Here is a 17,770-nt window from a genome sequence, read left to right on the forward strand (position 1 = left end):
TTGGCCCGTGAGGATCCACCTTTCTTTGCTTACGTTCACGGGTGGGACGCGTTCATTTCATTCCTTCGCGAAGAACGCCGCCGCTTTTTTTGCGATTTCAAGTTCCATCTGCAGACGCTTGTTCTCAGCCCGCAGGCGCGACAGCTCCATCTGCTCCGGCGTGACAACCTTTGTCCCCGCGCCATTGAGCTTGCCTGCCTCATCGGCCTTGACCCAGTTACGCAGCGACTGGTGTGAAATCCCCAGTTCGCGAGCGACGTCCCGCGCGCTTTGCCCGTCCTTCACTCGCTGAACCGCTAGCGTCCTGAACTCGGCGGTGTATGCCTGCTTTGGTATTTTGAACATCGATTCTTTCCTTCCTTCGGGTCGAGTTTACACACGACCTGCTGGAAGGCGAAATTCCGGGGGAAGCTCACGTTGAGTGGTCGGAGAAAGCCATGCGGACCTCGACAGCGGTTGGCTTCGCTGGTGCTTTTCATGACCGAGCAGAGAAATTGAACATTTCGATCTACATTTGGGTCGCTGGCTTGGTTGTCGCACTTGTCGGCGGAGCGTGGCTCGGCGGTTCGCAGTTGCATCAGCTGGCTGACGCTATTCAAGGATCGACATCCCCGTCAATTGTGTGGACGCGTCTGGCGATGTCGCTGCTTTCCGTTGGCGGTCCGATTTGGTTCGCCTGGCTGGCAACCAAGCAGATTGGTCAACGCTTCAAGCTGGCGGAGGACTACGCTTACAAGGCATCCGTATCAAAGGCGTATGAGGGGTATCGGCGCGAAGCTCTGCACCTCGACGAGGAATTCCAGAAGCGACTGTTTTCCACTGCGTTGACACGACTGGACGAGCAACCGCTCCGGTTTGTCGAAACGGAAACCCACGGGAGCCCGTGGCACGAGCTCCTGTCTTCCGACATCGTCAAAGAGGCGCTGCGTATTGCGCCCGAACTCGCCGGACAATTCACGCAACAGGCGAGGGACAAGGTCAAAGCAGCCAAGGAAAAAGGGAGGGCCGAAAAGAAGGAGGAATCTGTCGCAGCGGAAGCCGACTGACGCTAATGGCACTTGGTGTTGCCAGTATCAGCGGCCGATCCTACCGAGCGCAACGCGGCTTTATTTGCGACTGATTGGACATAAGCCGTCGTAAAATCTGTTTCATGTAGATAGCAATCCTAACACAAAGACAAACCCGAGCGCGGACGCATCTTCCTATGGCTTTTGGGGCTCGTCACCGTACATGGGCTTTCGCAGTGCAGGGAACTACACGTCGCATTGCTAGTTGTGCGCCGCGTCCTCGCGATGCGGGCAGTTCTCTAGCTCCGCGCCAAGACTGTCGTTTCGTCATGCCTTCGCCCGTCGTCCGTCGTTCCGATAACAACCAAGAGGTTCGATATTCTCTCTTCGGCCGCGCTAGTTTAGATCTTATTCGGGCGCACTCAGTGCTGAGCGGACCACGCGTGAAAGCTCGTCGAGTTGGAATGGCTTGCGCAGCGCCGTGAAGCGCTTATCAGTGATTTTCGAAACATCGACATCTGCGTAGCCTGTGGCAAGAATTACTGGCAAATTCCCGCGCAATTCGTGGGCCTTTTCTATGACCTGCAAACCGTTCATTCCGGGCATGGCATAGTCGACCATCAGCAGGTCAGGGTCGTCGAGGCGAAGGCGCTCAAGACCGCTGACGCCATCGCGGGCGTGCGAAACGGTGTAACCGAGAACCTGCAGGCATTCGACCAGCATGCTTCGGACGTCCTCGTCGTCCTCGATTACGAGGACGCGGCGCCCCTCCACGGCGCGGTTATCCGGGTGTGAACCAGCGACGATTTCGTGCGTTTCCTTTGCTACGAGCGGCAACCACATCTCTACCGTGGTGCCTTTTCCCATCTCGCTCTCAATGCGCGCAATACCGCCTGCCTGCCGTGCGATTCCGTACACTTGACTCAGCCCCAACCCGGTACCCTTTCCGACCGGCTTCGTCGTAAAGAACGGGTCGAACACGCGAGCGAGGATGCCTGGCTCGATGCCCGTGCCAGCATCGCTCACGCTGACGACAACATAGCGTCCGGCGGCAAGGGTTTCATCCGGCGCAGGCCGTTCGCTCGCGTGGATGGAAAGGCGTCCGCCGCCCGGCATTGCGTCGCGCGCGTTAATGGCGAGGTTGAGCACGGCGAGTTCTAGCTGGTTGGCGTCCGCCTGGGTCCAGAGATCTTTCGCATCCGCATGGGTCGAGAACGCGACCGCCGGTCCCAGCGAGATCGAGATGATGTCACGCATGCCTTGCAGCAGCGAAGTGACGTTCACGGCCTTCAGGTCGAGATTGCTCGTGCGTGAGAACGTGAGCAGTTGGGCGGTGAGCTTGCCACCACGCTCGGTGGCGCGTTTGATCGTTGCAGCCATCTTGCGCACCCGCTCATCATCACTTACGCGCGCAAGCAGCTCGGCGTTGGCCATGATGACATTCAGCAGATTGTTGAAATCGTGCGCAATGCCGCCCGTCAGTTGGCCCAGCGCTTCCATCTTTTGCGACTGGACGAGCACGGCCTGCACTTTGGCGCGCTCGTGGATTTCTTTCATGAGCCGGTCGTTGGCCGATGCAAGCTCACGCGTGCGTTCGCTGATACGGCTTTCGAGCGATTCATTGAGGTGCTCGAGCGCTTCTTGCGCTTTCACGCGCTCGACCAGATGCTGCTCAGACTCCGCCAGATGCTTGCGCGACTCATACTGTCGGGCACGGGCGCGCAGGGACGATGTCACCGCACGACGCAATGTCTCGGAGTTCAACGGCCGCTCGAGAACCAGTACGTTCCCCAGCCGTTCGAGCAGGTGGAGGCTCGCGGCGGAACGGCGCTCAGCCATACGCCCCGAGAGCAGAATGATGGGGAGATCGGACCAGGCTGCTTGCTGGTCGAGCCACTCCCCGAGCGCCCGGGCGCTATCACTCTGAATGGATTCTTCCGTGATGATCGCAGCGCCCGCTCCGCGCTCCAGTTCCCTCAATAGACATTCCGAATCAGAACACGCGAAGCAGCTTCGGCGGTCGGTCGCGAGGACGTCGGCAATAACATCGGCGTCGCGACCGAAGGGCGCCATGATAAGAACGCGAAATTCCATTGCGCTAATCGGAGAAGGGTTTCTTCGTGCCGCTCGAAGGAGGCAGCATCGCCGTCTCCCCCTGGTATCTGGGTAGACCACCCAGAATGCCTTCAAAATCGCGCAACGCTTCGCCGACGATTAGACCGCCGCTGCCAAGCTGGAACTGGCGGATCGAGCGCTCGTGTCCACTCGTGCGACTCTTGACTGCGGTGACCGCGGTGAGCACCTCGCCGCGACGCTCGAAGTAACGAAACAATACGACCACGTCGCTGAGATAACTGATATCAATGTCGCTCTGAATCTCGCCAATGACACCGTGCTGTCCCAGAACAAGCATGGTAACCACGCCGCGCTGATTCAGGTAGGTGAGCAACTCATGCATCTGCAACAGCAGATAGCGTTCCCCGGGCATCGCTTGCAAGAACGCGTTGAGACTATCGATCGCGACATAGCGCGCGTTGTCCTGCTCTACGCTTTTCCTAACATCGCTAGCGAATTCGCCCGGTGACATTTCGGCCGGATCGACCTGGCGCAACGTCAGCAGCCCACTATCAAGGTGTCGCCCCAGATCGATGCCAAGGCTGGTTGAACGCCTCAGCAGCGTGGATCGCGTCTCGTCAAAAAGATAGTAGACGCACGTTTGTCCACGCTCTAGTGCAGCCAACAGACACGACGCGACCGTGGTCGTCTTACCGACTCCCGATGGGCCGACGAATAACGTGTTCGTCCCGGGGAAAAGGCCACCGCCTAGGAGTGCATCCAGTGCTTTGGTGCCCGTGGTTAATGCATTCGCTGAATAGTCAATGTGATGCTCTGCCGCGACGAGGCGGGGGTAGACCTTGATGCCGCCGGTTTCGAGGGTCATGTCGTGGTAACCCTCGCGAAACTTAATGCCGCGCATCTTGGCAATGCGCAGCCGCCTGCGTTCGCCGCCATAGTCGTGTACCAGATTGTCGAGGCTGATCACGCCATGCGCGATGCTATGCAGCTGGAGATCACCGGGTTCCGAGGTGTTGTCATCAAGCAGCATCACCGTACAGGCGCGGGTCGCGAAGTAGCGCTTCAAGGCGAGGATCTGACGCCGGTATCGCAGCGGGTTCTGCGACAACATGCGGAGTTCGGACAGGCTGTCGAAGACGAGGCGGACTGGCTTCAGTTCGTCGACCTGCGCGATGACGTCACGCACGGTTTCTCCCAGTTCCACTTCGGCGGGATGCAAGACCGTTTGTTCGTAACGGGGATCCAGGCCCTCATCCGTGAGCAGTTCGATGATCGTGATGCGGGCTGTGTCCCAGCCATGGCTTTTCGCGACGGCGACGAGTTCAGCCTTCGTCTCCGACAAGGTCACGTACAAGCCTGGCTCCCCGATCTCGGCACCCTTGAGTAAAAACTGCATGGCCAAGGTCGTTTTGCCTGCGCCCGGTGCGCCTTCGATAAGATACATGCGGTGCGGTGTCAACCCGCCGCCCAGGATATCGTCGAGGCCCTCAACGCCCGATGCAATACGGCCGGAATCTGGCTGATGGATGATCGCTGACATATATTCTCAGTTTGGGGTCTGTATCGTCGGGCGCTAGGGCATGCAAAAAGTGGGCCATATTCGCGTCAGCGTTCGCGTCCCAGAGATTGCGCCACTGGCAGGGGCACGGGCAGGGGCAGGGGCACAGGCGCGGGCAGCACAAGTATTGGCATTGGCACCGGCACGGCCGGTCGATGATGTCCTTGATACCGTCGGGCAAGTAAAGTGGAGTTTCTACTTTGGACGTCATGGCCCTGGACCCGGCGGCGCCCATGCAACTAGCCTTCCAGCGTCGTCATACGAGCGAAAATTTTAGCCCTGCGCGCCGACGTGCCGCCGCCGCGCGCCTTTATAGCTGTACCCGATCTCGAAAATGGGATGCGGCGCAAAGCACAGACGCTCGCACTGCGCGCGACTGCACGCCGTGTTGCCGCGCCGCGGACAAGCGATGTTCGATGGCAAGCGGACAAGCGCGAGACGAGGCGTGCTCCAGGTGCTCGATCGCTACAGCTGTGGCAAGCAAGTTGGCTAGACGCGAGGTCACCGCCGGTCTCGCCCTTGCTGCTGCGGCTAACCTAGCCTGACATCACTGTATCGGTGGCACGGCACCGACCTTTTCCGCGAGCATGCGCTCAAACACCCCGAAGTGCAGGTCGACCTCTTCCTGGGCCACGATCCGGACAAGGATATTGACTTGGTCCGGCAGAAGGCCCATCACCGTTGCGATCGCGGCCTCCAGTTGCGGCGCGCAGATCCGATCCTCCACTAGAGTGGAGCCGACTGTTATATCGTAGGTCTTCTCTTGTTGGAAGACGATGTCGACGATGCGCGCCCGCGCACTCATGTTGTTATCGACCGCGGTTCGCGTCACTTCTGCGAGCTGGTACATGACTTCGGTCGGGAAGCCCTTGGCCGAGCGCAGCCGGATGCGGTGCTTGCCAAGCGTACGCCAATCAGTATCGAATTCCATGGTGTCCTCCAGATCGATCTATTTGCGCCGGACGATATGGGCAAAGCGACGATTTTCAAGCCGTACGTTGGACCGGAAGAGCTAGCACGAGCGGTCAGGCGATGTCATGCACGACGACATCGATTCCCGCAACGGGACCATGGCGCTGTGAGCCTGTCACGACGGTGTCGACGCCTGTCGCCGGGGAGCGTAGCAGCCGTGGGTTCACACCTCCATTGGCGGTGCCTGAAACGCAGTGGGATGAGGGCCGCAGAAGCAATGCGTTTGTGGCGGCGTACCGTGCTCGACCCCAGCTCGCCGTCTCTCGTCTTCGCGGCCTTGCGACGGAAGTCGCGCTGTCACTCGCGGCGGCGCTCGTCAGTTCACCGCGGCGACTTGAAATTTTTGGCGAGATTTAGTACGTTATTTTTAGCTCAGGCAGTGTGTCCGCCGCCCGACCGGTCGCACGCTGCGTGTTTCTATTTGTTTGCTGGCAGCATCGCAGGCGAACCGGAGCGCGCAAGCCCGTTCTCTTCCTTGCTGCGTCGAAGGAGAAGACGATGAGCAAGCTTTTTTGCGCTCGGCTTCGTTTGGTCTGGTCGAGCGCGTCCTCTGCTCGTGCAGCGCGTCGGTCGCATGCGCTACTGGCGGTGCCACGCGTCGAGACTCCGCCAGTTTTCCCCTCCCGTAGAAACGTAGTCGCGCAGCGCCGTTGTGCGTGCAAGCAATTGTGCGATGCGCGTCCCACCGCGTTGTTTGTACGCATGCGTGACTTTCAGGTGCCGCGATAACGCCAGCCACCAACACGCTTTGAATTGAAGAGAGCGATGGACAAGGGATTTGCCCCAATGGGCCTGCAAGAGTATGAGGCGTGGGCTATGAACGCACGACAGGTATTACTCGCGGCTGCGGCTGCGATAACCATATTCTGGACCGGCGACGCATCTTCAACAAGCTCGCCGCTGCGGACCTTGCCCCTGGAGGGCGATATTTGGATTACGGGGACGATCCAGCGAGGCAGCGACCAGTACGCCCCGGGCGACTATACAACGATCCTCCTGGATCGCCCGGCGACCTCACCCTGCAGCGACAAGGTGGTCAACGATATTCTGCTAGGCGTAAGCGGCACCCAAGGTCCGACGCTACTGCTTCCTTACCTCGACCAGCGGGAGGTCGTCAGGGGGCGCGTGACGTGTCCTAGCTCAGGCATTCGGTTTTCACCACAGCCGGACGTTGTGTTTCCGGTCTGGTAAAAATCGTCCGGTGCTGAATAGGGCAGTCCGTTACTCGGTCTACTCGGTCCGTCTTCCAGCACAAAGCGATGTGGTGGAAGGCTGCGCGTTACTGGATTGGATTGGCGGTAACGCCGAGCTTGTCTGCCGGCATCCTCTCGTCGACACCGAAGTGCAGATCGACACCTCTTCTGTGTGGCAAAAAATTATCCGCGCGGACGCCACGCCCAGGACGCTCGAAACTGCTGCGTCCCGGGTGCTCAGATTGCTGCCGACCGGCAAACGGATGACTTCGACCGCCGTGCGCATCGCCTCGGGCGGGAAACCTTATTGGAGCGCAAGAGAATTCGGTGCCCCCTCAGCTCATCCATTCCTATTTGAATCGATGGTGTCGTCGCATGTCAGTCAGGAGCGCCGTAAAGATTGGGGAGGCGGCCGTCGATGCGGCCGGCCCTTTCCATTAACAAAACATCGCAGCTCGCCCTTGAAATTCCTGTCTCGCAACCTATCTTAGATTGCGCTCAGGCAGTCGCGCCGCAGTCCGGCGCGCTGCGTGTTTCGATTTGTTTGCCCGCGGCACGGCAGACGAACTGGAGCGCGTAAGCCGGTTCGTCTTCCTGCTCGTTCAAAGGAGGAAATGACCATGAGCGAACTCAACTTCGGGACCGACCTCTTTAGCGAGTTCGACCGTCTGCAACGGCAGATGGCAGGCCTTTTCGGCGGTTTCCCGTCCAGTATCCGTTCCGGGCCCTTCGGCGCCTTCCCGCAGATCAACATCGGCTCGACCGACGACTCGATCGAGATCGTCGCGTTCGCGCCCGGTGTCGACCCGCAGAAACTCGATGTGTCCATCGACAAGGGGCTGCTGACCATCAGCGGCGCGCGCGAGCCTTCGCCGCCAGAAGCGACTGGCGACGACATGCGCACCTACGCGCAGGAGCGGTTCATCGGGACTTTCCGGCGCGTCATTGAGTTGCCGCAGCACGCGGACCCCAACAAGGTGACGGCGCAGTACATCAATGGTTGCCTGAGCGTGAGCATCGGCAAGCGGGAAACGTCTAAGCCGCGGGCCATCACGGTTCAATGAGACCCTTCGCGGATTGAGGAGAACATCATGAACGACACGACAGAGCTTTCCAGGAAAGATGAAACTGAAGTGGCCCGGCGCGAAGGTGACCAGTCGCAACGCCGGATCACGCTAACGCCGCCCGTGGACATCTTCGAGGATAGTCAGGGCGTAACCCTGTGGGCCGATTTGCCCGGCGTGACAAAAGACCGCCTCGAGGTAAAGGTACACGATGGCAGCCTGTACATCGAGGCCGAGGCGGTGGTACCTACGCCGGCAGGGCTGCGCCTGCAGCACGCGGAGATTCGTCGGCCCCACTTCGCCCGGGCGTTCTCGCTTGGGGCTGACCTGGACGCATCGAAAATCGATGCGAACCTGAAAGATGGCGTGTTGAAGTTGACAATACCGCGCCGCGACGAAGCCCGGCCGCGCCGGATCGAAGTAAGGACGGACTGAGCCAGCGGGCCGGCAGCAACGGTAGGAAGAGAACAGGGTGGTGGCCGTCTGGCTGCCACCTGTCGACTGCTTGGGCCCCGACTCAGCCTGCGAACAGGCGTAACCGTGCGCAAGCAGTCTCCTCCTAGCGACGTTGTTGCGCTGGTCGGAATGGTGGTCTGCCACGCCAAAGAGGAGAGTACGAATGAACACCGATCCGAAGAAATGGAATCCCTTCAAGTTCCTTCGCGGGTCAGCCCGCAAGTCCGATGCAGACGAGAACTCGGAAACTCCGTCGGCAAACGAACAGTGGCGGGCGTCGTGGCCTGACATTCAGCGACTGTTTTCACGCGAACCGTGGCGTGCAATGGAGGAGTTCCTTCATGACCCATTTGCGGGTCGCGGTGCGCTCGAACGATGGTTCGGCGACTTCAGTTCATCGCGCTTCCAGCCGCGCATCGACGTGGTCGATGAGGGGAAGGTGCTGCGGGTCACCGCCGAACTACCCGGCATGGCGCGCGAAGATCTGAATGTCAGCGTGGAGGACGGGGCGATCGTGCTGCGTGGCGATAAAAAGCGGATGTGCGCAGCGAAGAGAACGGCTGCTACCGGCTGGAGCGCGCCCATGGAACCTTCGTGCGCACGATCCCGATGCCGGATTACGCTGACCCCGAGCGCGCCCTCGCGAAGTTCGACAATGGCGTGCTCACATTGACGGTGCCGAAATTAGAGCCGACGCGCGCGGCGAGCCGCACAATCGATATCGGCTAGCGCATCGAGGGAACCGGGTCGTTAGCTCAGCTGGTAGAGCAGCGGACTTTTAATCCGTTGGTCACTGGTTCGAATCCAGTACGGCCCATCGAACATTAACGCCAACTTCAAAGGAGGTCTGGCCATCGCCCTGATGCCCGAATCGCTGCGTGTGGCACGCTGGGATCTCTACATAGACAGAGCAAGTGCTCCCTGTCGGAAGGCTGCACTTGCTCTGAGGCGGAGATGCCTGAGCCGACCTCTCGCTGCGCGACGACGTTGCGCTGTGCACCGCTCGCTCACGCATTCGCCCGCCTCCTCGCGCAGGGGCGCGCAACTGCGCGGGCATGTAATTGGCACGACTTACAACGCGTGCGTCTGCGCATCCCGTCGGCTAACGCTAACGAAGCCAGTTTGCATTGCTGCAATGACATGCCGCCCGAGCCCGTTGACACCCGTTTGACTCGACTGCGCAAGTAAGGGGGCGCCGAGAACCCGCCCCCGCCGAGACGCCTCGGACTGAGAGAAGGTCCGCGAAGAACACGTTCGCGAACTTCGCCGAGCTGGATAGACCCGACAGAAGGTAGGACCGCAGGCACTTGTTCCGCTCACTGCCGGCCATCTGCGGTCACTGATTTCGAAACTTCTCATGGCAGGCGGGCGCTCACTGTCTCGCCAGGAAACTCGGGGCAGCGCGGGTCTAAGGGCACTAGGATCCAGAGCCCGGTTTGTTGCCTGAGTCGCGGAATCTGTTGTGATCGCCTCTGCCTGCTTTCCGCTTTGCCTGCCGGTTGCTAGCCGACTGCAGCGTATCCTGCAACTGCGCAAGCGAATACGGTTTGCGCAGCGCCGACCATTCGAATTGCCGGGTTTCTTGCTCCGGCAGCGTGTTTCCGGAAGCGAAAATAACCTCAAGGCTCGGTTGCATGGCCGTGGCACGGCGCGCCAGCTCCAGCCCCGATATGTCGGACATGACGACGTCTGTCAGAAGAACGTCAATGTCGCCCACTGCAAGCATGTCGAGCGCGCCCGCGGCGCTTTCCGCGCGCCGTGCGTCGATTCCTAGCAGCAGGAGCAGTTCACAGAGCGCGTCGAGCGACGCGGGGTCATCGTCGACCGCGAGGACCCGCAATTCTTCGGGGCGTCGGACCGGAACATCAGGGTCATCGCCGGATTCGGCCATCGGTTGTTCGACGACCTTGCTGTCGCTGTCGCCGAGCACCTGCCGTATCTTCATCGCGAGCTGCTGACGGCTGTACGGTTTGCTGAGCAGTTCCACGCCCGGGTCCAGTCGGCCGCCGTGGACGATAGCATTCTGCGTGTACCCTGAAGTGAAGAGCACTTTGAGTCCAGGGAGCATCTGGGTGGCTTGCTTTGCCATATCGGGGCTACGCAACGACCCGGGCATGACCACGTCCGTAAATAACAGATCGATGTGCACGCCGCTCGCGACGACAGCCAGTGCCTGCTCGGCGTCATTGGCCTTTAACACAGCGTAGCCGAGACCGGTAAGAAGCTCGACAACCGTCGATTGAACCTGCGGATCATCCTCCACCACGAGAATGGTCTCTTCGCCATGCTTCACGCTGCCCCTCGCGCGCGGCGGGAATTCAACAGCCGTACCGGTCGAGCGGGGTAAATAGATCCTGACAGTTGTTCCTTCGCCGATCTCACTGTAGAGCTTGATGTGTCCGTCGCTCTGCTTGACAAACCCATACGCCATGCTCAGTCCAAGGCCAGTACCTTCGCCTTCCGGTTTCGTGCTGAAGAACGGATCGAAAGCGCGCTCCATCACTTCCCGGCTCATGCCGGTCCCCGTGTCCGTGACAGCCAACATGACATACTGTCCGGCCTTGACGTCAGGGACCGTCGAGACGTATTCGTCATCCAGCGTCGCGTTGGCGAGTTCGAGTGTGAGCTTCCCGCCATCCGGCATTGCATCGCGTGCATTGATGGCCAGATTTAGAATCACGTTTTCCAGCTGATGCGGATCGACGAGGATGTTCCAGAGACCGCCCGCGACAACAGACTCGATTTCAATCGTCTCGCCCAGCGCCCGGCGCAACAGGTCGTCTAGTACGCGAAGCTGGCGTGCGGGATTAATGACGAGGGGCGCCAGCGGTTGCTGACGTCCGTAGGCGAGCAGCTGCGAGGCCAGTTTCGCGCCACGATCCACGGCGTCGATCGCCTTGCCCAAGCGCTCGGCGCTCCAGTTGTCCCGTCCGTACCTGCTTTCCAGCAGTTCTAAGTTTCCCCGTAGTACCTGCAGGACATTGTTGAAATCGTGTGCCACCCCGCCGGTCAGTTTTCCCAACGCCTCCATTTTCTGCGCCTGGAACAAAGCGCGCTGCGTTTGCTCAAGTAGTTCCGAAGCACGGCGACGCTCGGTTATGTCCCGGGTGACCTTCGCAAAACCGACGAGCTCACCGTTCTGGCGGATCGCGTCAATGATGACGTGTGCGAAGAAGCGGCTGCCATCCCGCCGCACGCGCCAACCTTCTGCCTCGAAACGGCCTTCGCGTCTTGCCGTTTCCAGCCCGCGAAACGGTACCCCGGCGGCGACGTCCTCGGGCGTGTAAAACCTCGAAAAATGCGAGCCCACAATCTCGCTTTCGCTGTATCCCTTGATCCGCCGGGCGCCGGAGTTCCAGCTTGTGACCCGGCCGTCGGGCGACAGCATGAAGATGGCATAGTCGATGACACCCTGAACCAGCAGGCGAAAGCTCCGCTCGCTTTGCAGCACCGCGTCGTAAGCCGCCTTTTTGTCACTGACATCCTGAACGACCTTTCCGAAGCCCAGAAGCTGACCGGCGCTGTCACGAAGTGCTGTCATGACGACATGGGCCCAAAAACTCGTGCCGTCCTTTCTCAGACGCCACCCTTCGCTAACGTAGCGCCCTGAACTGGCCGCAGCTTTAAGTGCGGCCTCGGGCGCGCCCGAGGCCTGTTCGGTCTCCATGTAAAAGACGGAGAAGGGCTGCCCTATGATTTCGTCAGCCCTGTATCCTTGAATACGTTCGCCCCCCGGGTTCCACGTCATCACGACGCCGTCAGGCGAAAGGGCGAAAATGGAATAGTCGTCAGTAGACCCGGCCCACAGCTGAAGCCACGCAGTGCTGAAGCTGGCGGCGGGTGAGGTGTCGTGGTTCATGGCGAACGGTGTGCGAATACCTGCTGGACAAAAGTTTGTCCTCGCCGCATTTTTCATGCCAGATAGGGTGCAGACGTTTCAATTAGCCGCGTTCTTGAGTTTTCATGGCGCGCTCGCCGCTACAGCGCCAAAGGTCGAGCCTGTTCGGCGGCTTTCCCACGAGCCTTCGTTCGAAGCAAGTCGGAACCTTCCCCTAATCAATGTCGGCTGAACCGAGGACACGGTCGAAACCGTGACGTTTGCGCACGGCTTGGACCCGAGCAACCTCAATGTGTCTAACGATAAAGGACTATTGACGATCGCCGGGGAGAGAACGACGGGCGGCGACCAGTTGCCCGAAGGCGCGCGACAGTATGCGCAGGAGCGTTTCACTGGTTCCTTCCGTCGCGTTATCGAACTCCCACAGCAGGCGGACCCAGACAAAGTACAAGCCCGATACATCGATGGCTGCCTCCTGATTTCCGTCGGTAAGCGGGAGACGTCCAAACCACGTGCGATTACCGTGCAATGAGGTGACATCATGAGCGACAACACGCAAATCGCCCAACGCGAACCGGGCGCTGTGACTCGTCAGGACGGCGCCGAGGCACGTCGCCGTGCAACATTGACGCCGAGCGTCGACATTATTGAAGACCTTCACAAGGTCACCCTTTGGGCCGACCTGCTCGGCGTTTCGGGAGACAAGCTTGAGGTGAAGGTCCACGACGGTAGCCTCACCATCGATGCTGAATCCGTGGTGCCGGTGCCGGCAAACCTGCAGCTTGGACATACGGAGGTCCGCGCGCCGTACTTCTCGCGCACTTTCACAGTCAGCGAAGACTTCGATACTTCTAAAGTCGAAGCGTCATTAAAAGACGGCGTGCTCGCGCTGACCATACCGCGTCGGGAAGAAGCCAAACCGCGGCGAATCGAGGTATCAGCAGGCTGATGTGGTGGAGCAGCGAGATCATCTCCCGCTGCTCCTTATCCTGGTGCACCTTTCGGGCGATCTGCAATGCCGCGAGAGTTTTCGACACATTCGCGCTTAACCGCGATCTTCGAGCGAATCAAATAAAGGCTCGCTCGGGTTGTGTGGATACCAATATCCGGCTCCCGTGGAAGATCATAGAGGGGATAGGACGAAAACCGATCCAAAGAAGTGGAATCCCTTCAAGTTCCTTCGCGGAGCGAACCGCAAGTCCGATTCGGATAGTCCCGGAGGCGCACCGACGCACGAACAGTGGTGGGCGTAATTTACGGTCACGCGTCGTTGCAGACGACGTCGATTTATGTGCGGGCGGAGCGTCGGCACATGCTCGAGGCCGCGGCGCGCTACTCACCGGGGACGAGCATAGAGGCTGCGTCGTTCGGCGGCGCAACGAACCACGGCGCCGTTGGCGAGATAAACGACTGGGATGTGCCATCATGCTCACCGATGCGAACGACATCCAAGCTGATTTTCTAAATGCCGTCATGCGCGAACGGGAAGTCGTTTGGGTATTTCTGGTGAACGGGATCAAACTGACCGGCCAGTTGATGTCGTTTGAGAAATACGTTCTTGCATTGCAGTCGCCGACGAGTATCCAGACGATCTTCAAAAGCGCCGTGTCGACAGTCTGCGAATCACACTTTATAGAGAAGCCACGAACGAGAGATCGTCCGGCGATGCCGCGTGAGCGTCAACCTGCCAGGGGACATGAGCGGTAGTTGAGGTTCCTCGGAGTTAATCTCAAAATGCGAGCCGACAGTCATGCTGTGAGCGGCTTTTTCGTCGATTCAGCGCGTAGGGAAGCCGCATCGGTGCTGCTATGTGCAACGACTGCTCCCTTGAGTATGACCGGCGCCCGACCTATGGGCCGGATACATTCCGAGAACAATGCTGACAAAAGAAGGTGCAAATGCGATGGTCGTCATCGTGCATCCGCTTCGGATGCAGAGTGGGAAATCGAGCTTCGGCAACCCGGAGCTACCTTCAGTATGGTGGCCATTGACTAGGTAGGCGCAGGCGCCTTGACTAGCAAACAGTAGCGGCTCTGTTTATGTATGAAGAAAGTGGCTGAGCCTGATTTGTTGGGTGGGCGTGGCACACCGTCGCAATCGTGTTCGCCGCAACATGAGCGGAGCAGCGAACCACTGAGCATCGCTGCTTTAGGCAGCCAGGACTTGTCCTTTGATCTTTGCTGTCTTTCGCAGTTCGAGCGCGCCGTGCAGGATCGCAAAGTCGACGTTCCTGCAAAGGTGCGAGGCTTGCTCTCTATTCGATGCAGAGTGCGGCGCCGCACCGCGCCTTGAGCGTTGTCCGACCCGAACCCGTGGGTACGCGGGATGTCGACCATCGACGCGGCCGCGCCAGCCGATGGCGCGTGAGGAACGCGCAATGCTTTAGCGCATTATTGCCTCTCCGACAGCGAGTCCACCATGCGAATCAGGCTCAAACCTCTCGACGAACAGGTCATCGTCATCACGGGCGCGACGAGCCGAATAGGGCTCGTCACTGGACGCACCGCGGCCAGACGCGGCGCCAGGCTGATGCTTGTGTACTGCACGCCGCGGCTCATCCGCAGCGCGACGTCTATGCGGGTAGCGCGTCGCGCGGCATGGCCTGGTTCGGGCGCTCGGCGCCGCGAGCGTACGACGCCATGATGAGCCGGCGCGGCGTGAAGTCGCAGCTACGAGCGAGCCCCGGCGCGACGGCGATGCGCTCTATGAGAGTGTGACAGGCCTGAGCGAACGGTCTGGACGACACGGTCGGGTCCGCGAACGCCGCTTCTACGCCGATGCGCGTACCCATCCTGCTAGTGCGCGCGCGGCGCTCATAGGGGTCGCGGGCGTGCCGCTGGTCGCTGCGGCGCGGCGCTATGTGCGCGAGACACAGGGCATCGGCTGACCCGCTTCCTGTGCAGAAGCGTGCATGGTTCATACAGGGAGGGAACAAACTCTTGGAGAGAGCTAATCATGAGCGATTGCTTCCATATCCGCGACGGCAACTGCCCAGTCTGCACGAATGCGCAGCTACCGCATGAAAGTGCGTACGAGCCCGGGTCATGACAGGCCGCGTGCGAATCGGCATCTCGGGCTGGCGGTACGCGGGCTGGCGCGGTGTCTTCTATCCGCAGAAACTCCCGCAGGCGCGCGAACTCGAATTTGCGTCGCGCCGGGTGCAGAGCATTGAAATCAACGGCTCGCATTACTCCCTGCAACGCGCATCGAGTTGGCGTGCATGGCATGACGCGACGCCCGACGATTTCGTTTTCAGCGTAAAGGGTCCGCGCTATCTCACCCACATGCTGCGCTTTCGCGACGAAACGGCCATCCCTGCGATGGCAAACTTCTTCGCCTCTGGCGTACTGGGCCTTGGCGAAAAGCTCGGCCCGTTTCTCTGGCAGTTTCCGCCGAGCTTCGCATTTCATGTGGCCGACTTCGAGCGCTTCCTAGCACTCTTGCCGAAGGATGCGGCCTGCGCTGCGGCCTTCGCTCAGCAGCACGACACGCGAGTAAAGGAACCGTGGTTCGATGCGCCGAGGAAAAAGCGAGTGTTGAGGCACGCCGTAGAAATTCGACATCCGAGCTTTCTTGACGAGACCTTCGTACGCTTACTGCGCAAACACGGCGCGGCGCTGGTCGTATCAGACTCCACCGCTGGCTGGCCGTACGCGGAAGATTTGACCGCCGATTTCGTTTATATGCGTTTGCACGGTACGGAAACCCTTTACAGCGGCGCATACACTGACGAGGCGCTTAACGCATGGACGCACCGCATCATGTGCTGGGCAAAGGGAACGCAGGCCGAGGATGCCTCCCTTATCGCGGCGCAGAAGCCGCGCAGTCGTGCATCGCGCGATATATTCTGTTATTTCGACAGCGATCAAAAAGTACAGGCGCCGTTCGATGCTGAACGACTACGAGAACGTCTCGAAAAAGAGTCCTTTGGCGGTCCATCGCGCTAATGCAATCGTCGATGACCATCAATGCGCCAACGCCTCGCGTTCGAGTTTGTGCAGCGGAAGGTGACGCACGTCCCGGCCCTTGACGAGACACCCAATGAATCTAGCGGTGTTTTGGCGTGATATCCGATCCCGCGAGCGAGCCCGTGGATGGTGCTTCGAAATGGACGAGAACGAAGGGACGAGAACGAAGACGCGATGCGCAGGATGAAGCAGTTGCAGATAAGGCGCACCTGTAGTGGAACAGGAAGGCAGCTCCAGGGTATGCGCGCGATGGGCGACATCGCGACGTGGTCGGATGGCGAGGCGTCCTCGGTCCTTGGCGCGATATCGACGCCCTCCGTGCCGAGCTGATGAACTTCGCACGTCAATCGGTCGGTCAATGAAAAGGCAAGCAGGATCGCGAACGATTTGGCACCCCGATTGCTGAGATCGCGCAATGCCCCCATCGGAGCCGATCATGGCGCCAATCTCAACGCCGCTGTGCCGAATCCTCTTCCTCACGCTGAGCTTGGCCGCGTTCGCTCAAGCAGGCTTTGCCCAGGAGAGCTTGGACCAGCACGACAATCATGCCCGAGGTGGCGGTCCGCAGCTTCAGCTCGTCGCCACGTTTGAACATCAGGTCACTGGCGTGACGGTTACGCCGGACGGCCGCAAGTTCGTCAACTTTCCGCGCTGGACGGAGGACACGCCCGTTTCCGTCGCGGAGCTCGGAGCGTCCGGCGATCTGCGTCCTTATCCCGATCCCGAATGGAATAGCTGGCGCAACGCGCGTCGCGACAAAGTCACGCCGCAGGATCACTGGGTCTGTGTGCAGTCCGTCGTGGCGGACAAGCATGGGAACCTCTGGGCGATCGATCCCGGCGCGCCGGCGCAATCGCTCGTCGTGCCGGGCGCGCCGAAGCTCGTGCGAATCGACCTTGCCTCGAACCGCGTCGCGCAGGTCTACGCGTTCGATGAAACCATCGCGCCCCAGGGCAGCTATCTCAACGACGTACGCATCAGCCCGGACGGGCGATTCGTGTATATCACCGATTCCGGCGTGCGTGGCGCGGTCGTCTTGGTCGATACGGCGTCAGGTAGCGCGCGACGCGTGCTCGACGGCGATCCGAGCACGCAGGCCGACGAGACCGTCACCGTGAAGGTCGACGGCAAGCCGCTACAACAGACGGACGGCAGGCGCGTGAGCTTCTCGGCGGACGGCATCGCGCTGACGCCGGACGGACGCTATCTCTATTGGCAGGCGGTGAAGGGCAAGACGCTTTATCGCATCGCAACCGACGCGCTGCAAAACGCGCAACTGAGCCCGCAACAGGTCGCGGCGCGCGTGGAAGCCGTCGGCATCGATGGACCCGCGGACGGACTCTGGTTCGACGAGCGCGGACGTCTCTATGTGTCGTCGGTCGAGCATCACGCGATTCGCGTGCGTGACGGCGAGCGCGTCGACACGCTGCTGCGGGACCGCAATCTCGTCTGGCCCGACACATTCTCGGAAGGCGCCGACGGCACGATCTACGTCACCGATTCGCGCATTCCCGAGATGAGCTGGTTCGATCCGCAGAGTCCCATCGCGCTGCCAACGCGGCTGTATGCGATTCGAGGACGCTAGCGGCGGGAGGGCGCCGTGGATAATTACGCAGAAGAGGAAAGCAGCGTATGAAA

The 17,770-nt window shown here is 60.2% G+C and carries 11 protein-coding genes, 1 tRNA gene and 4 pseudogenes; 11 read left to right on the forward strand and 5 right to left on the reverse strand.

The features are described 5' to 3' along the window. Positions 1 to 61: 61 nt before the first annotated feature. Positions 62 to 345: pseudogene (locus QCE69_RS34810) on the reverse strand (transposase); the annotation flags it as partial. Positions 346 to 437: 92 nt separating this feature from the next. Between QCE69_RS34810 and QCE69_RS34815 the strand changes: the two are divergent. After that, on the forward strand, positions 438 to 1,046 hold the full coding sequence (locus QCE69_RS34815) for a hypothetical protein (RefSeq protein WP_309935497.1): 609 nt from the start codon (positions 438 to 440) through the stop codon (positions 1,044 to 1,046). A gap of 369 nt (positions 1,047 to 1,415) precedes the next feature. Here the strand turns inward: QCE69_RS34815 and QCE69_RS34820 are convergent, their stop codons facing one another. The 3 genes from QCE69_RS34820 to QCE69_RS34830 all read right to left on the reverse strand — a co-directional run bounded on the left by QCE69_RS34820 (position 1,416) and on the right by QCE69_RS34830 (position 5,572). Then, positions 1,416 to 3,101 carry a response regulator gene (locus QCE69_RS34820; RefSeq protein ID WP_309935498.1) on the reverse strand — a complete coding sequence of 562 codons (1,686 nt, stop codon included), beginning with the start codon at positions 3,099 to 3,101 and terminating at the stop codon, positions 1,416 to 1,418. Positions 3,102 to 3,105: 4 nt separating this feature from the next. Further along, a complete protein-coding gene (locus QCE69_RS34825) occupies positions 3,106 to 4,623 on the reverse strand; it encodes an ATPase domain-containing protein (RefSeq protein ID WP_309935499.1) in 1,518 nt (505 codons plus the stop codon). Positions 4,624 to 5,188: 565 nt separating this feature from the next. Beyond that, positions 5,189 to 5,572 (reverse strand): hypothetical protein, encoded by a 384-nt coding sequence (locus QCE69_RS34830; RefSeq protein WP_309935500.1) that lies wholly within the window; start codon positions 5,570 to 5,572, stop codon positions 5,189 to 5,191. A 1,854-nt stretch (positions 5,573 to 7,426) separates the two neighbouring features. Here QCE69_RS34830 and QCE69_RS34835 point away from each other — a divergent pair. The 4 genes and pseudogenes from QCE69_RS34835 (at position 7,427) to QCE69_RS34850 (ending at position 9,143) form a co-directional block, all read left to right on the forward strand. Then, entirely contained in the window at positions 7,427 to 7,870 is a 444-nt protein-coding gene (locus tag QCE69_RS34835) for an Hsp20/alpha crystallin family protein (RefSeq protein WP_061160387.1), read from the forward strand. Positions 7,871 to 7,897: 27 nt separating this feature from the next. Continuing rightward, positions 7,898 to 8,305 carry an Hsp20/alpha crystallin family protein gene (locus tag QCE69_RS34840; protein WP_309935501.1) on the forward strand — a complete coding sequence of 136 codons (408 nt, stop codon included), beginning with the start codon at positions 7,898 to 7,900 and terminating at the stop codon, positions 8,303 to 8,305. Between the two features lie 184 nt (positions 8,306 to 8,489). Further along, positions 8,490 to 9,055: pseudogene (locus QCE69_RS34845) on the forward strand (Hsp20/alpha crystallin family protein). A 15-nt stretch (positions 9,056 to 9,070) separates the two neighbouring features. After that, positions 9,071 to 9,143: transfer RNA gene (locus QCE69_RS34850), tRNA-Lys, on the forward strand. Positions 9,144 to 9,743: 600 nt separating this feature from the next. Here QCE69_RS34850 and QCE69_RS34855 read toward each other — a convergent pair. Continuing rightward, positions 9,744 to 12,185, reverse strand: a complete 2,442-nt coding sequence (locus QCE69_RS34855; RefSeq protein WP_309935502.1) for a PAS domain S-box protein — start codon at positions 12,183 to 12,185, stop codon at positions 9,744 to 9,746. Between the two features lie 104 nt (positions 12,186 to 12,289). Here QCE69_RS34855 and QCE69_RS34860 point away from each other — a divergent pair. The 6 genes and pseudogenes from QCE69_RS34860 to QCE69_RS34885 all read left to right on the forward strand — a co-directional run bounded on the left by QCE69_RS34860 (position 12,290) and on the right by QCE69_RS34885 (position 17,717). Further along, a pseudogene (locus tag QCE69_RS34860) lies at positions 12,290 to 12,696 on the forward strand (Hsp20/alpha crystallin family protein). A 9-nt stretch (positions 12,697 to 12,705) separates the two neighbouring features. Further along, positions 12,706 to 13,113, forward strand: coding sequence for an Hsp20/alpha crystallin family protein (locus tag QCE69_RS34865; RefSeq protein WP_309935503.1), 408 nt, complete (start codon positions 12,706 to 12,708; stop codon positions 13,111 to 13,113). 476 nt (positions 13,114 to 13,589) lie between these two features. After that, positions 13,590 to 13,871, forward strand: coding sequence for an RNA chaperone Hfq (locus QCE69_RS34870; protein ID WP_309935504.1), 282 nt, complete (start codon positions 13,590 to 13,592; stop codon positions 13,869 to 13,871). A gap of 711 nt (positions 13,872 to 14,582) precedes the next feature. Further along, positions 14,583 to 14,702 (forward strand): annotated as a pseudogene (locus tag QCE69_RS34875) (short-chain dehydrogenase); the annotation flags it as partial. Positions 14,703 to 15,208: 506 nt separating this feature from the next. After that, positions 15,209 to 16,111 (forward strand): DUF72 domain-containing protein, encoded by a 903-nt coding sequence (locus tag QCE69_RS34880; RefSeq protein ID WP_309935505.1) that lies wholly within the window; start codon positions 15,209 to 15,211, stop codon positions 16,109 to 16,111. Between the two features lie 457 nt (positions 16,112 to 16,568). Further along, positions 16,569 to 17,717, forward strand: coding sequence for an L-dopachrome tautomerase-related protein (locus QCE69_RS34885; RefSeq protein WP_309935506.1), 1,149 nt, complete (start codon positions 16,569 to 16,571; stop codon positions 17,715 to 17,717). Positions 17,718 to 17,770 lie beyond the last annotated feature (53 nt).

The sequence above is a fragment of the Caballeronia sp. LZ032 genome (assembly GCF_031451315.1).
Classification (GTDB): domain Bacteria; phylum Pseudomonadota; class Gammaproteobacteria; order Burkholderiales; family Burkholderiaceae; genus Caballeronia.

Excerpts from the sequence above, each read along its gene's own strand:
- QCE69_RS34815 (WP_309935497.1), top strand. The coding sequence starts at position 438 with ATGCGGACCTCGACAGCGGTTGGCTTCGCTGGTGCTTTTCATGACCGA.
- QCE69_RS34820 (WP_309935498.1), bottom strand. The coding sequence starts at position 3,101 with ATGGAATTTCGCGTTCTTATCATGGCGCCCTTCGGTCGCGACGCCGAT.
- QCE69_RS34825 (WP_309935499.1), bottom strand. The coding sequence starts at position 4,623 with ATGTCAGCGATCATCCATCAGCCAGATTCCGGCCGTATTGCATCGGGC.
- QCE69_RS34830 (WP_309935500.1), bottom strand. The coding sequence starts at position 5,572 with ATGGAATTCGATACTGATTGGCGTACGCTTGGCAAGCACCGCATCCGG.
- QCE69_RS34835 (WP_061160387.1), top strand. The coding sequence starts at position 7,427 with ATGAGCGAACTCAACTTCGGGACCGACCTCTTTAGCGAGTTCGACCGT.
- QCE69_RS34840 (WP_309935501.1), top strand. The coding sequence starts at position 7,898 with ATGAACGACACGACAGAGCTTTCCAGGAAAGATGAAACTGAAGTGGCC.
- QCE69_RS34855 (WP_309935502.1), bottom strand. The coding sequence starts at position 12,185 with ATGAACCACGACACCTCACCCGCCGCCAGCTTCAGCACTGCGTGGCTT.
- QCE69_RS34865 (WP_309935503.1), top strand. The coding sequence starts at position 12,706 with ATGAGCGACAACACGCAAATCGCCCAACGCGAACCGGGCGCTGTGACT.
- QCE69_RS34870 (WP_309935504.1), top strand. The coding sequence starts at position 13,590 with ATGCTCACCGATGCGAACGACATCCAAGCTGATTTTCTAAATGCCGTC.
- QCE69_RS34880 (WP_309935505.1), top strand. The coding sequence starts at position 15,209 with ATGACAGGCCGCGTGCGAATCGGCATCTCGGGCTGGCGGTACGCGGGC.
- QCE69_RS34885 (WP_309935506.1), top strand. The coding sequence starts at position 16,569 with ATGGCGCCAATCTCAACGCCGCTGTGCCGAATCCTCTTCCTCACGCTG.